The sequence below is a fragment of the Pseudarthrobacter sp. BIM B-2242 genome, from assembly GCF_014764445.1.
Taxonomy (GTDB): Bacteria; Actinomycetota; Actinomycetes; order Actinomycetales; family Micrococcaceae; genus Arthrobacter; species Arthrobacter luteus_A.
The window spans coordinates 1,495,662-1,509,689 of the sequence record NZ_CP061721.1 but is presented as its reverse complement, the minus strand read 5'-3'; the positions used below and the strand labels follow the sequence as shown (position 1 = coordinate 1,509,689).

At 67.8% G+C, this 14,028-nt stretch carries 10 protein-coding genes; 6 read left to right on the top strand and 4 right to left on the bottom strand.

Features of this window, described 5'->3' with window-relative positions; all coding sequences use genetic code 11:
* The first annotated feature begins 104 nt into the window (after nt 1–104).
* The 3 genes from IDT60_RS06950 to IDT60_RS06940 all read left to right on the top strand — a co-directional run bounded on the left by IDT60_RS06950 (nt 105) and on the right by IDT60_RS06940 (nt 6,561).
* Nucleotides 105–1,067, top strand: coding sequence for a quinone oxidoreductase (locus IDT60_RS06950; protein WP_191081369.1), 963 nt, complete (start codon nt 105–107; stop codon nt 1,065–1,067).
* Nucleotides 1,068–1,253: 186 nt separating this feature from the next.
* The gene (locus IDT60_RS06945) at nt 1,254–5,129 is read left to right on the top strand and encodes a Pls/PosA family non-ribosomal peptide synthetase (RefSeq protein ID WP_191081862.1); all 3,876 of its coding nucleotides are present in this window, start codon (nt 1,254–1,256) and stop codon (nt 5,127–5,129) included.
* A 52-nt stretch (nt 5,130–5,181) separates the two neighbouring features.
* Nucleotides 5,182–6,561 (top strand): M1 family metallopeptidase, encoded by a 1,380-nt coding sequence (locus IDT60_RS06940; protein WP_191081368.1) that lies wholly within the window; start codon nt 5,182–5,184, stop codon nt 6,559–6,561.
* On the opposite strand, the gene IDT60_RS06935 is transcribed toward IDT60_RS06940, so the two are convergent.
* From IDT60_RS06935 to pheS, 3 genes are read right to left on the bottom strand one after another with little or no spacing between them, the layout of a single operon-like run.
* Nucleotides 6,464–7,258 (bottom strand): 4'-phosphopantetheinyl transferase superfamily protein, encoded by a 795-nt coding sequence (locus IDT60_RS06935; RefSeq protein WP_223883915.1) that lies wholly within the window; start codon nt 7,256–7,258, stop codon nt 6,464–6,466. The two genes, IDT60_RS06940 and IDT60_RS06935, sit on opposite strands and share 98 nt — an antisense overlap.
* Before the next feature lie 12 nt (nt 7,259–7,270).
* Complete coding sequence (pheT, locus tag IDT60_RS06930; RefSeq protein WP_191081367.1) at nt 7,271–9,814, bottom strand: phenylalanine--tRNA ligase subunit beta; 2,544 nt, start codon at nt 9,812–9,814, stop codon at nt 7,271–7,273.
* 2 nt (nt 9,815–9,816) lie between these two features.
* Nucleotides 9,817–10,878, bottom strand: a complete 1,062-nt coding sequence (pheS, locus tag IDT60_RS06925) for a phenylalanine--tRNA ligase subunit alpha (RefSeq protein ID WP_191081366.1) — start codon at nt 10,876–10,878, stop codon at nt 9,817–9,819.
* A gap of 236 nt (nt 10,879–11,114) precedes the next feature.
* Here pheS and IDT60_RS06920 point away from each other — a divergent pair, with 236 nt between their 5' ends.
* The 3 genes from IDT60_RS06920 (at nt 11,115) to IDT60_RS06910 (ending at nt 13,459) form a co-directional block, all read left to right on the top strand.
* Nucleotides 11,115–11,612, top strand: coding sequence for a hypothetical protein (locus IDT60_RS06920; RefSeq protein WP_191081365.1), 498 nt, complete (start codon nt 11,115–11,117; stop codon nt 11,610–11,612).
* Nucleotides 11,613–11,614: 2 nt separating this feature from the next.
* Complete coding sequence (locus IDT60_RS06915) at nt 11,615–12,259, top strand: SIMPL domain-containing protein (protein ID WP_191081364.1); 645 nt, start codon at nt 11,615–11,617, stop codon at nt 12,257–12,259.
* Nucleotides 12,260–12,343: 84 nt separating this feature from the next.
* A complete protein-coding gene (locus tag IDT60_RS06910) occupies nt 12,344–13,459 on the top strand; it encodes an Rv2578c family radical SAM protein (protein ID WP_191081363.1) in 1,116 nt (371 codons plus the stop codon).
* A gap of 17 nt (nt 13,460–13,476) precedes the next feature.
* Here IDT60_RS06910 and IDT60_RS06905 read toward each other — a convergent pair whose 3' ends face one another.
* Nucleotides 13,477–13,944 (bottom strand): (deoxy)nucleoside triphosphate pyrophosphohydrolase, encoded by a 468-nt coding sequence (locus tag IDT60_RS06905; RefSeq protein WP_191081362.1) that lies wholly within the window; start codon nt 13,942–13,944, stop codon nt 13,477–13,479.
* Nucleotides 13,945–14,028: the final 84 nt, after the last annotated feature.

The window sequence follows — 14,028 nt, the reverse complement described above, 5'->3', positions numbered from 1 at the left end:
GCGACGGCCGGCTACCGGCCGTCGCTTCGTCGTCGGTAGCGGTATCCCTAGGATGGTCAGAGAAACCGGCCCGGGAAATCCCCGCCCCGGAGAGGAGACCCTTTATGCATGCCATCCTTGCCCGCCAGTCCGGCGGTCCGGAAGTCCTCGAGTTCGCAGAGGTTGAGCGTCCGACGCCCGGACCGGGCCAGCTGCTGGTCAAAGTGGCGGCCACAGGCGTCAACTTCATCGAGACCTATCAGCGCGGCGGCATGTACAAAGTTGCCTACCCCTTCACGCCCGGCTCGGAAGCAGCAGGCACCGTTGAGGAAGTGGGCGAGGGCGTCGACGGCTTCGCCGTTGGCAGCCGTGTCGCCACCGCCGAGGGCCAGAAATGCTACGCGGAATACACCGTCCTGGACGCGGACAAAGCGCTGCCTGTCCCCGACGGCGTTGACCTGCACACCGCCGCGGCACTGCCCCTGCAGGGCATGACCGCCCACTACCTCATCAACTCCTCCTTCAGGGTGGAGCCCGGGCATACCGTCCTGGTCCACGCCGGCGCCGGCGGCGTGGGGCTGCTCATCACCCAGCTCCTGAAAATCCGGGGCGCACGCGTCATCACCACCGTCTCCACCGCCGAAAAGGAGGACCTGTCGCGTGCCGCCGGCGCGGACGAGGTGCTCCGCTACGAGGGATTTGCGGACGAGGTGCGGAAACTCACCAACGGCGTGGGCGTGGATGTGGTGTACGACGGCGTGGGGAAGGAGACGTTCGACAGCTCGCTGGCCAGCCTGCGCACCCGGGGCTTCCTCGTCCTGTTCGGCGCGGCGTCCGGCGCGGTGCCACCGGTGGATCCCCAACGGCTCAACGCCGGCGGATCACTGTCCCTGACGCGGCCCAAGCTGGCCGATTTCCTCGGCAATCCGCAGGAACGGGTGTGGCGTTCCAGCGAGATTTTCGGCGCCGTGGCGGACGGCAGCCTGGACGTCCGGATCGGTGGAACCTATCCCCTGGCCGAAGCCCGGCGCGCGCATGAAGACCTCGAAGGCAGGCGAACCACAGGCAAGGTGCTGCTGGTTCCCTGACATCCGCGCGGGTCAAGGTGAACGGAATGTGAACCTTCAACAAATTGGGGACACCTTCCGTTCACCTTGACCGGGCACAATCTGACGGTGAGTGAGCACTTGTCGAACGTCGTAGCATCCCTGCCGGCAGAGTTGTACCGCCCCCAGCTGGCCGGCCTGCGCCTGGCACCGCCCGAGCGGACCCTGATGGCCATCCTGGAAGGCTCGGCTGCCCGTTTTCCTGAGGCGTCCGCGCTCGACGACGGCCGGCGGTCCCTGAGCTACGCAGACCTGATGGCCGCCATCCGGGCCAAGGGGCGTGAGCTGCAGGCGGCAGGACTGGGGGCCGGCGACAGGATCGGCGTGCGTATCCCCTCCGGGACGAACGAGCTCTACATCGCGATCCTGGCCATCCTCCACATCGGCGCCGCCTACGTGCCGGTCGACGCCGACGACCCCGAGGAGCGTGCCCGGCTGGTCTTCGGTGAGGCCCGTGTTGCAGCAGTTCTGACCGGCGGGGACGCCGTCACGTTTGCCGAGCCCAAGGACGCAACAGACCCCGCCACCGCCCGGGGCACAGCAGCGCCGCGCCGTTCCGCCGGGCCGGACGATGACGCGTGGATCATCTTCACCTCCGGATCCACCGGCACTCCCAAGGGTGTCGCGGTCCAGCACCGTTCCGCCGCTGCCTTCGTCGACGCCGAGGCCAGGATCTTCCTCCAGGAGGAACCACTCGGCCCGCAGGACAGGGTACTGGCAGGACTCTCCGTTGCCTTTGACGCCTCCTGCGAAGAGATGTGGCTGGCCTGGCGCCATGGCTCCTGCCTGGTGCCCGCCCCGCGTGCGCTGGTCAGGACAGGCACGGACCTCGGTCCCTGGCTCATTAACCACGGCATCACGGCTGTGTCCACAGTCCCCACCCTTGCCGCCCTGTGGCCGGCCGAATCCCTGGAGAATGTCCGGCTGCTGATCTTTGGCGGCGAGGCCTGCCCGCCTGAACTCGCGGAGCGCCTTGCCGTCCCCGGCCGCGAAGTCTGGAACACCTACGGCCCCACCGAGGCCACGGTGGTGGCCTGCGCCGCTCCCCTGGGCGGCCCTGGTCCCGTTCGCATCGGCCTGCCGCTGGACGGCTGGGACCTGGCCGTGGTGGACACCGCCGGCCTGCCGGTCGGTGAAGGCGAAATCGGTGAGCTGATCATCGGCGGCGTCGGACTGGCCCGCTACCTGGACCCGGCAAAGGACCGGGAGAAGTACGCGCCGATGCCCACCTTCGGCTGGGCGCGCGCCTACCGTTCCGGCGACCTTGTCCGTTACGAAGCCGAAGGCCTGATCTTTATGGGCCGCGCCGATGAACAGGTCAAGCTCGGCGGACGCCGGATCGAACTGGGTGAAATTGACGCTGCCCTCCAGGCCCTCCCCCATGTCGCCGGAGCTGCCGCGGCCGTCAAGACCACCGCGGCCGGCAACCAGATCCTGGTGGGCTACCTGGCCGCCGCCGACGCGGACCTGGACCTGGTGGCTGCCCGCGAACACCTGGCGGCAAGCCTGCCGGCCCCGCTCATCCCGTTGCTGACTGTGGTGGAATCGCTGCCCACCAAGACCAGCGGCAAGGTGGACCGCCACTCGCTGCCCTGGCCGCTGACCGGGTCCGGTGCAGCAGATGCGGACGCCGCACCGCTGAACCTCCCCGAGGACGCCGCCTGGGTTGCCGGGCAGTGGGCCGCCGTCTTGGGCAGCCCGGTCACCAGCCTCGACGCCGACTTCTTCGCGTACGGCGGCGGTTCCCTGTCGGCCGCCCAGCTGGTTTCGGCCCTCAGGGTGCGCTATCCCACCATCACGGTGGCGGACATTTATGCAACGCCCCGAATCGGTGCGCTGATTGATACGGCCCGCCAATCCCTTCCGGAAGGGATGGCCGCCGGGCCGGTGCCGGATAGGACGGTCCGCCCCACCGCGTTCAAGTCGCAGGTCTTCCAGACGCTGATGGGCATTCCGCTGCACATCCTCGTGGGGATGCGCTGGTTGACCTATCTCATGGTGGCCAATAACCTGCTGTCCGCTTTCGCGGGCTTCAGCGCTGCCCCCACTCTGTCCTGGTGGTGGGTGGCCGCGTCCTGGCTGGTGTTCGTTTCTCCTGCCGGCCGCATGCTGATCTCCATCGCTGCCGCCCGGATCCTGCTCCGCAAGGTGGTGCCGGGCACGTACCCGCGCTCCGGACGCGTACACCTGCGCCTGTGGCTGGCGGAACAGATCCAGGACCTGGCCGGCGCCATCAGCCTGGCCAGCGCACCGTGGGTGCCGTACTACGCCCGGGCCTTGGGTGCCACGATCGGCAACAACGTCCAGCTGCACTCGCTCCCGCCTGTCACCGGACTGCTTTCCCTCGGCAGCGGCTCCAACGTGGAGCCTGAGGTGGATCTTTCCGGCTGGTGGATTGACGGTGACGTTGTCCACATCGGTGCCGTGCGCATCGGCTCAGGTGCCAGTGTCGGGGCGCGCAGCACGCTGATGCCCGGCGCCTCGATCGGCGCCGGAGCCCAGGTGGAGCCGGGCTCGGCCGTGCTTGGCAAAGTCAAGGCCGGGCACCACGTGGCCGGCTCGCCGGCCGTCCGCCGCGGCAAGGCCAAACACACGGTGCCGGACATGCCCGCTGAACACCGGCTGATTGGCAGGCTCTGGTTCACCGGATTCGCCCTCGCCTCGGCCATCCTCGCACTCATCCCTTATATCTCGGCCGCGGCCGCTGCCGTGGTGGTTTTCACCTTCATCCGGGGAAGCGACTCGCTGTCCGCGGCGGTCCCCCAGCTCCTGCTTGCCCTCGCGCCGGCGGCCTTGGTCTGGTTCGTGGTCAACCTGCTGCTCATCCTGGCCACCACGCGGCTGCTTGGCATTGGCCTTAAGGAGGGCTACTACCGCGTCCGCAGCCGGATCGGCTGGCAGGTCTGGGCCACCGAACGGGTCCTGGACCTGGCCCGTGACCTGCTCTTCCCTGTCTACGCCAGCCTCTTCACCCCGGTCTGGCTCCGCCTGCTCGGGGCGAAGATCGGCAAAAACGTCGAAGCCTCCACCGTCCTGCTCATCCCCAAGATGACCACGGTGGGCGAGGGTGCCTTCCTCGCGGATGACACCATGGTGGCGTCCTACGAGCTCGACGGCGGGTGGTTGCGGATTGCGCCGGCAAAAATCGGCAAACGCTCCTTCCTGGGCAACTCCGGCATGACCGCGGCCGGCCGGAACGTCCCCAAGAATTCACTCGTCGCCGTCCTGTCCGCCACGCCGGCCAAGGCCAAGTCCGGAACATCCTGGCTGGGCAGCCCGCCCGTGCGGCTCCGCCGCACGGCGATCGCCTCGGACGACACCCGCACGTACGAGCCCCCGCTGCGGCTCAAGTTCGCCCGCTGCCTCTGGGAACTGGGCCGGTTCGTCCCTGTGGTGACCACGGTGGCCATCGCCGCGGGCGTGATGCTCGCCTTCGACTGGCTGGCGGCCACGTACAACTACGGGATTGCCGCCGCGGTGGGCGGAGTGGTCATGCTGGTGGCCGGAGCGGTGGCAGCGGGCAGCGCCGTCGTCGCAAAATGGATCCTCGTGGGCCGGATCCGTGAAGGCGAGCACCCCCTGTGGAGTTCCTTTATCTGGCGCAACGAGGTGGTGGACACGTTTATTGAAATGGTCAGCGCCCCATGGTTCGCCCGGGCGGCAACGGGCACACCCGCACTGGTCTGGTGGCTCCGGTCGCTCGGTGCGAAAATCGGCCGCGGCACCTGGTGCGAAAGCTATTGGCTCCCGGAAGCGGATCTGGTCACCCTGGGACGGAATTCCACCGTCAACCGTGGCTGTGTGGTCCAAACGCACCTCTTCCACGACAGGGTCATGAGCCTGGACACTGTTACCCTCGAAGACGGAGCAACCATGGGGCCCCACGGCGTGATCCTTCCCCAGGCAAGCATCGGACGTGGCGGAACGGTAGGACCCGCGTCGCTGGTGATGCGGGGCGAATCGGTTCCCGCCTCGACCTACTGGATGGGCAACCCGGTAAGCCCCTGGAGCGGCCCCGCAGTGCCGGCGCCGAAACCAAGGTAGCCCCGCAGCACCAGTTGTCACTGCCGCCTCTGTTGATCGGAAATACTGTCTTATGAGTTCCCCCGCACCGAGCCCAACGGCCGCCAGTACCGGCCCGTCACGCACCTCGGAGCAAGGCGCTGCGGCGCCCGATCCCTACATGCCCGGCCATGGCACCAACGCCTACCGTGTGACCCGTTACGAACTGGATCTGGACTACAAGCTCAGCAGTAACCGCCTCAGCGGGCGCGCCGTCCTGCACGCTGTTACCCAGTACGCGACGGCGGCGCTGGTGCTGGACCTGACCGGGCTGCGGGCCACCAAGATCCAACTCAGCGGGCGCAAGGTGCGCAAGTACAGCCAGCGTGCGGAGCAGCTGGTCATAGTTCCCGACGCCGCCCTGCCCGCGGGCGAGGCCTTCACCCTCGACATCCGGTACGAGGGCAACCCTGTCCCCCGTCGCGGCTTCTGGGGCGAGGTGGGCTGGGAGGAACTGACCGACGGCGTCCTCGTGGCTGGCCAGCCTAACGGCGCGGCCTCCTGGTTCCCCTGCAACGACCATCCGGGAGACAAAGCCAGCTACCGCATCGGCGTGACCACCGATGCCGGCTACCGGGCCGTGTGCAACGGGGAGCTGGTTTCCCATAGCACCAGGGCCAGCCGCGAAACCTGGGTCTACGAGCAGCCGGAGCCCATGGCAACCTACCTGGCCACCGTTCAGATCGGCCGCTACGAGCTCCTCAGCCTGGCTCCGGCCCACGCAGCAGGGCAGGTCCCGCAGTTTGCGGCCGTCCCTGCGCTCCTGGCCGAAACGGCCCGTGAAGGCCTGGCCCGGCAGCCGGAGATGATGCGTACGTTCGCCAGCTGCTTCGGGCCCTACCCCTTCCCCGAATACACCGTGGTGGTGACTGAGGACGAGCTGGAGATCCCGCTTGAAGCACAGACGCTGTCCATTCTGGGCCGGAACCACCTGACGCAGGAGTGGGAGTCGCAGCGGCTTATCGCCCACGAGCTCGCCCACCAGTGGTTCGGCAACTCCCTCACGGCCGCTTCGTGGGCGGACATCTGGCTCCACGAGGGGTTCGCCTGCTACGCGGAGTGGATCTGGTCCGAGGAGGCCGGCGTTATGACCGTGGCTGACCGGGCTGCCGCGGCCTGGCGGAAGCTCGCCGTCGGCAGCCAGGACATCGTTGTGGGCGACCCCGGTCCGGAGCTGATGTTTGATGACCGCGTGTACAAACGCGGAGCCCTGGCCCTGCATGCCCTGCGGGTCAAGTGCGGCGACCTCGCATTCTTCGCGCTGCTGCACGACTGGACCAGCACCCACCGGCATGGGTCGGTGTCCACCGCCGCCTTTATCCTGGCCGCTGACCGAACCACGGGGCTGGACTCCGAGGCACTGCTGCATCCCTGGCTCCACGAGACGGCGCTACCGCCGCTGCCTGTGCGCTAGCGGGGCTGTGCTGCGTTAGTTCCGGGCGCTGATACCCGGCAGGTGAAAGCGCGACGGCGGCGCGGAAGTTCCGCGGCAGGCCCGCCTCGCCTGCCGCCAGGTCACGGATTTCGGGGCGGCGAAGAACGTCCAGGGTGTCCGGTGCGGTGGTCAGGCCGGTTCCGGTCATCTTGAGCCAGGCTTCCTTGCGCGCCCACAGTCGCGCCCGTTCCTGGACCAAGGCCTGCCCGGACAGTCCGGCGAGGGCTCCACGTTCTGCCTCGGTCAGGGCTACAGCATCGAACCCGTCAAAATCCAGGCGGGCCGGGTCCTCCAGGTCCACGCCGATGGTTAGGCCTTCAGGCGGTTCCACCACGGCTGCGAGCAGGATCCAGCCGGAACTCCGGGCCAGGCTCAAGGCCAGCGGTACCGGTTTCCCGCGCAAAGAGTACCCTGGCCGGCCATGGGATAACCCGGGACCGGTACCGCACCGGGGACAGCTGAAGTGTGTGGCGAGCTCTGACGCCGGGACACCCAGCAGGTCTGCGGCGAAGCTTCGCAGCGCCAGCCGGCCGGCCACGAAAGTTGCCCGGGGACCAAGTGCCAGGGCGGCAGCCCGCTCCAGCTCGGTGGGCCCCAGCAGCTCCGCGTCCTGACCTCCCGGATGACCGGGAGGGCAGGAACGCAGGACCGGACGCAGTGCCGCCGGCCCCGCCACGGAGATCAGCGCCTAGCGCTGGACGGCGCCGAAGCGCTCGGCAGCCAGTGCCACGGCGCCCTCACGGGCAGCCGACGCCTCGTCGGCCGTCAGCGTGCGGTCCGTCGCACGGAACCGCAGGCCGAAGGCCAGCGACTTCTTGCCTTCCTCAATGCCCTTGCCGGCGTAGACGTCGAACAGCGCAACATCCTCCAGCAGCTCGCCGGCGCCCTCGCGGAGCGCCTCGAGGACCTGATCCGCCGGAATGTCCTGCGGCACAACCAGGGCAACGTCCTGGGTGGCGACGGGGAACGTGGAGATGTGGCGGGCCACAATGACGTCCGCGGCAGCCTCGAACAGCGCATCGGCGTTGAACTCCACCGCCACCGAGCGGGCCGGCATATCGTGGGCGGCCAGGAGCTTCGGGTGCAGCTCACCTGCGTATCCCACCACCTCGCCGGTCCGCAGCGAGAGCTGCGCGGCGCGGCCCGGGTGGAACGCCTGGTGCGCACCCTGGCTTACTACTACCTCCACGCCCAGGACATCCCCGGCGAGCCGGGCAATGTCCAGCGCATCGGACCAGTCCCACAGGCGCGGCGTATGGCCGGCGGCAGCGGGAGAATCGTGGCCCGTGAGGACGGCGGCGACGTACAGCGGCTGGTCCGGGACGCCGTCGTACAGTGCATCCAGTACCTCGTCTGCAGGCTTGACGCCCAGCGGCGGGATGGACGGCGTTCCCACGGTGCCGTCCGGCAGGAAGACAAGGCCGGATTCGAAGAGCGCCAGGTCACGGAAGCCGCGGGAGTGGTTCCGCTTGGCCACCTCGATGAGCCCGGGAAGGATGGAGGTCCGCAGGTAGCCGTGTTCCTCGCTGATCGGGTTGGCCAGCTTGACCGCGCTCCGGGCCGTGCCCTGCTCCGCGACGCCGAACGTGTCATTGGCCGCTTTGGAGACGAACGGGTAGGCCAGGACTTCGGTCAGCCCGGCGTCAGCCAGCGCCTGGATGAGCCGGCGGCGCTGCTGCTGCACGCGCGTCAGGCCACGTCCCGGAGGGGCCACGGGGAGGGTCGCGGGGATGTTGTCGTAACCCACCAGCCGCGCGATTTCCTCGGAGAGGTCTTCTTTGGTTTCCAGGTCGCTGCGCCAGCTGGGGGCGGTGACGGTCCAGCCGCCGTCGGCCTTGTCCACCACGGCACCGAGGTCCACCAGCGAGGTGACGATCTGGTCCTCGGTGAAGTCGATGCCGATCCGCTGGGCGGCGAAGGCCGCAGGCAACGTGATGGTCACGGCGTCAGGTGCGGTGCCGACGTCGGTCCCCGCCTGGTCAGCGACGCCGCCGGCGAGCTCCACCAGGAGGTCAACCACGCGCTGGGCGGCGATGTCGGCCACATGCCAGTCCACGCCGCGCTCGAAGCGCTTGGACGCCTCGGACGGCAGCTTGTGGCGGCGGCGGGAACGGCCGATGGACACCTCGTCGAAGTGGGCCGCCTCCACCAGGACGGCCGACGTCGAACCGCTCACCTCGGTTGCCGCGCCGCCCATGACACCTGCGATGCCGATCGCGCCGGAGCCGTCGGTGATGAGCAGGTCCTCGACGTCGAGCGTGCGTTCCTTGCCATCCAGGGTGGTGATCTTCTCCCCTGCGACGGCCCGGCGGACCACGATGTCACCGGACAGTTTGTCCTGGTCATAGCAGTGCGTGGGCTGGCCGAGCTCCAGCATGACGTAGTTGGAGATGTCCACCGGCAGCGAGATCGAGCGGATGCCGGCCAGCCTCAGCCGCGAGGTCATCCACGGCGGGGTGGGCCGGGTGGCATCCACGCCGCGGACCGTGCGGGCCACGAAACGGTCGCAGCCCGGCTTGCCGTAGATGGGTGCGTCGTCGTTGAGCTTGACGCCGTAGCCGCCGGAGAGCTCCGCCGGGGCCTGCACCCTGGTGGCAGGATCGGTGAAGACGGTTCCCGTGGCATGGGCGTACTCACGGGCCACACCACGGATGGAGAAGGCGTAGCCGCGGTCCGGCGTCACGTTGATCTCGGCTGCCTCGTCGTACAGGCCCAGCAGGTCCATGGCGTCAGTGCCGATTTCCGGGTCCAGCCCGATCCGGGACAGCACCAGGATGCCGTCGTGGTCCTCGCCAATGCCCAGTTCACGGACGGAGGCGATCATGCCGGCGGACAGGTGGCCGTAGGTCTTCCGCGCGGAGATGCGGAAGTCGCCGGGCAGGACGGCGCCGGGCAGGGTGACAACTACTTTGTCGCCCTCCACGAAGTTGTGGGCGCCGCAGATGATGCCCTGCACGCCGGAGGGGTCGATGCCGTCGCCGGTCAGGGTCTGCGCCTGGCCTTCGGGGACAACCCGGACCTGGCACCAGTTGATGGTTTTGCCGTTGGTCTGGGGTTCCTTGACGATGCTCAGGACCTGGCCCACCACGACGGGGCCCTGCAGGGTGTCCGTGGGGCGGTGGACGTCCTCTTCTTCAAAACCGACCTTGACCAGTTCGGCCATCACGTCTTCGGCCGTTGCTCCGGCCGGTACTGCTGCGAATTCACGCAGCCAGGAAAGTGGGATACGCACTGTTAGATCTCCATCCCGAAGTGCTCGCTGAAACGTACGTCGCCTTCGATCATGTCGCGCATGTCGCCTACCTCGTTGCGGAACATGAGGGTGCGTTCAATGCCCATGCCAAAAGCGAAACCTGAATAGATGTCCGGATCGATGCCCGCGGCGCGGAGCACGTTGGGGTTGACCATGCCGCAGCCGCCCCATTCAATCCAGCGCGGACCGCCCTTGGCGCCCGGGTGCCAGATGTCCAGCTCGGCGGACGGCTCGGTGAACGGGAAGTAGTTGGGGCGCAGGCGGATCTGGGCTTCGTCGCCGAACATCTGCCGGGCGAAGTGCTCCAGCGTGCCGCGGAGGTCCGCCATGCTCAGGTGCTTGTCGATGGCCAGGCCCTCGAACTGGTGGAACACCGGGGTGTGGGTGGCGTCCAGCTCGTCGGTCCGGAACACCTTCCCGGGGCACAGCACATAGATGGGCACGTCGCGTTCCAGCATGGAGCGGACCTGCACCGGGGAGGTATGCGTACGCATCAGCAGGTGGGCCTCGGGCGGCTCCACGAAGAACGTGTCCTGCATTTCGCGGGCCGGGTGGTCCGGCTTGAAGTTCAGTGCGTCGAAGTTGAACCACTCGGATTCCACCTCGGGGCCTTCGGCAATTTCCCAGCCCATGCCCACAAAGATGTCCGCCACACGGTCCTGCAGCGTGGAAAGCGGGTGACGTGCGCCCGCACGACGACGGCGGGGCGCCGCTGTAACGTCAACGGTCTCTTCCAGCAGGATCCGGGCGTCGTTTTGTGCTTCCAGCTCGGCTGTCCGGTCCGCGAGCGCCTTGTTGACCTTGCCGCGGGACGAGCCCATGAGTTTGCCGGCTACAGCTTTTTGCTCCTTGGCAAGCTTGCCGATTTCGCGGTTGGCGAGGCTCAGCGGTGACTTCTCACCGGTGTGCGCCAGTCTCACCGCCTTGAGTTCGTCAAGGGAGCCCGCGCCGGCAATGGCGGCGATGGCCTGGTCTACAGCGGCAGTGATGGCGGCTTCATCCGTGGGATTCGGGATGGCGGCGCCCGGCAAAGTTTCAGTCATCTACTGTTCTTAGCTACGAGTCGGGGCTGATGAATTTCCTCAAAAGACCAGGGCAGACCTGCGCGGTTTCCCGGCGGCTCATCCGTCACTGGCAGGTCATTCCGTGCATCCACAACGAACGCACTCGATGACCAGGTCAGGGCCACTGGGAATTACCGGTTGGAAAATACCGACTGGAGAAATACCGGCGGCCACTATCCTCCAGTCTAATTGAACGCTCCGGCTACCATGGCCTCATGGCAGAACGGCGGCACCCGGGAGGATCACGGCCGCTTTCCTCCGTGCACGTATCGGCGGGACAACGGTTGCGGCAGTTCGCGAACGCAGCTAACGGCAGCACGTTGCTCGGCCTCGCGGTGGCCCGCGCTGCGCGCACTGCTGTCAGCAGGGGGCCACGCGGGCTGATCATCGCTTCCGGCTATGCGTGGCGCGTCCCCTTCGCCGGCGCCTTCGTCCTGGGGAACGTGGTCATCTGCCGGCTGCCGGCTGAACAGCTTCTGGCCAACCCGGCTCTCCTGGGGCACGAGGAAAAGCACTGTACCCAATATGCCTGGTGCCTGGGCGCGCCCTTCCTTCCGCTGTACTTCCTGGCCGCCGGCTGGTCACAGCTCAGGACAGGCAACCCGGCGTCGGCAAACTTCTTTGAACGGCGCGCCGGCCTGGCCGCCGGCGGTTACGTTGACATCAGGACACCAAGGCCGGCTCCCAGCGGACCCGGCGGAATCGAGGTCTGATTATGGCAGACGAATCCAGCACGAGGACCGTCACCGTGACAGGTACGGGAACGGCGGAAGCGCCGCCGGACCTGCTCACTCTCTCTGTGGGCGTCGAATGCCGCCGGGCGGGCGTGGGTGCCGCCTACGCTGATGCGGGCACAGCGTCCGTTGCCGTATCCGGTGCGCTCCGCCAGTACGGCGTGGCTGACGCGGACATCCGGACTTCCGGGCTGAACGTCCGCCCGGAGCTCGTCTGGCGCGACGGTGAGGGCCAGCATGTGGCGGGTTATGTGGCGTCCAGCATGCTCACCGTGCGCGTCCGGCAGATGGCCGCTGCGTCCGCCGTCATCGCGGCCGTGGTTGAGGCGGGCGGCGACGACGTCCGGCTGAACGGCCTTGAGCTCGGCTTCGCGGATGAATCGGCCGTGCTGGCCCGGGCCCGGGCCGCTGCGTGGCAGGACGCCGCAGCCGCCGCCGAACAGTACGCCGCCCTCGCATCAGCCACGCTTGGCGCGGTGGTGTCCGTTGCCGAGCGCCCCCTCGCAGCAGGACCGGTTCCCGTGGCGAGGCTCGAGCGGGCCGTGGCAGCCGACGCCATCACCGTGGAGGCTGGGCACGCGAGCCTCGGCGCGAGCGTCACCGTGGTCTGGGAACTGCAGGCCTGATCCGGCGCGTGGACTCAGCCAAACCGCGCCACACCACGGCGCGGGCCCTTGACTTAAGTTCGAACATATCTTCGAATAGAGTGCATGAGATGGGATGCACAAGCACTGATGCAGCGGCCTGCCGGCGACGGCGGCGGAAACGTCGCATCACCCGCGTTGCTGCCCCTCGCCGGGCTGGTCCGCTCGGTCACCACCCCCGAATTCGCCGGCATCACCTTCCATGAGGTCACCGCCAAATCGGTGCTCAACAAGGTGGTTGCCGGTTCCCGCATGCCGTTTGAATGGACCGTGAACCCCTACCGTGGCTGCAGCCACGCCTGCGTCTACTGTTTTGCCCGCAAGAGCCACACGTACCTGGACTTTGACGCCGGACTCGATTTCGACAGCCAGGTGGTTGTCAAGGTCAACGCCGCGGAGGTGCTCCGAAAGGAGCTTGCCAAACCGTCGTGGGGCCGCCATCAGGTGGCGCTGGGCACCAACACAGATCCGTACCAGCGGGCCGAGGGCAGATATCAGCTCATGCCCGGAATCATTACAGCGCTGGCGGACTCCGGAACTCCGCTGTCCATCCTCACCAAGGGCACCCTGCTGGCACGGGACATCCCGCTGCTCAAATCTGCGGCCACCCAGGTCCCGGTGGGCGTAGGCATCTCCATCGCCATGACGGACGAGGCACTCTCCGAGGCAGTTGAACCGGGCACGCCGGGGCCTCGGGCACGGTTGAAGCTGGTTTCCCGCCTCCGCGACGCCGGGCTCCCCTGCGGCGTGATGGCCATGCCCATCCTGCCCTGGCTTTCCGACAGCGACGACGCGCTCGATGCCCTCTTCGGCTCGCTGGCCGCAGCCGGCGCCACCGGAGTAACCGCAGGCGCCCTGTATCTGAAGCCGGGCACCCGGGAATGGTTCATGCAGTGGATCGCCAGGAACCACCCGGAGCTCACGGGCCGCTACCGTGGCCTGTACGGGACCGGATCGTATGCCTCCAAGGAATACCGCAGCTGGCTCGCGGCGAAGGTCCGCTTCTTCAAGCAGCGGCACGGCTTCACAAGCGGCCACGGCTTCAGCCACCGCGATCTTGAGGACGATCCCCGCACAGAAGAAGCACAGTATCCCGAGGGCATCCTCCCCGTCTCCGGTACAGGAGGCCGGGACACACGGCAGGGCACCGTGGCGCCGCCGGGCCAGCCAACCCTGTTCTGACCCCTGCGTCGGAGGCCCTAGGGGTTCAGGGCCTGTGCCGCGTTGCCTGTACTCACTTGTGAGCTGAGGGAGTGCAGCAGGGCCTGCACTATGGGGAAGTCAGCAGGAATCCAAGGGAGGTCAAGCACACCCTGATGGTCCGCCAGTTCCACCCAGCGCAGTTCATCGTGGTCCTCAAGAGGGCGCGGCTCCCCCTCGGTGACTTCGGCCAGCCAGACCCGCATGCTGGCCCGTTCGTTCAGCCGCCACCCTGCCGGCTCCGCCGCCTCCAACTCCCGCCCCAGCCGGGCTGTCACGCCGAGTTCTTCCTTGAGCTCACGGTGCAGCGCCGCCTCGCACTCTTCGCCCGCATCCACTTTTCCGCCGGGAAATTCCCAGAGGCCGGCAAACTGCTCGGGAGCCGTACGCCGCGCCACCAGCATGCGGGCCGGGTGCACCATCGAGTCCAGTATTGCTGCGCCTACTACCTGTATCTGTTCACTCACCGCCCCAGTCTATGAGGGAGGCCCGACCCCCGGAGAGCATTGGGCACCGGGCAGGCACACAGCATCCTGCTGCGCCGCCTCCTG

Coding starts and splice junctions, on each gene's coding strand:
- IDT60_RS06950 (WP_191081369.1), top strand. CDS start 105: ATGCATGCCATCCTTGCCCGCCAGTCCGGCGGTCCGGAAGTCCTCGAG.
- IDT60_RS06945 (WP_191081862.1), top strand. CDS start 1,254: ATGGCCATCCTGGAAGGCTCGGCTGCCCGTTTTCCTGAGGCGTCCGCG.
- IDT60_RS06940 (WP_191081368.1), top strand. CDS start 5,182: ATGAGTTCCCCCGCACCGAGCCCAACGGCCGCCAGTACCGGCCCGTCA.
- pheS (WP_191081366.1), bottom strand. CDS start 10,878: ATGACTGAAACTTTGCCGGGCGCCGCCATCCCGAATCCCACGGATGAA.
- IDT60_RS06920 (WP_191081365.1), top strand. CDS start 11,115: ATGGCAGAACGGCGGCACCCGGGAGGATCACGGCCGCTTTCCTCCGTG.
- IDT60_RS06915 (WP_191081364.1), top strand. CDS start 11,615: ATGGCAGACGAATCCAGCACGAGGACCGTCACCGTGACAGGTACGGGA.
- IDT60_RS06910 (WP_191081363.1), top strand. CDS start 12,344: ATGAGATGGGATGCACAAGCACTGATGCAGCGGCCTGCCGGCGACGGC.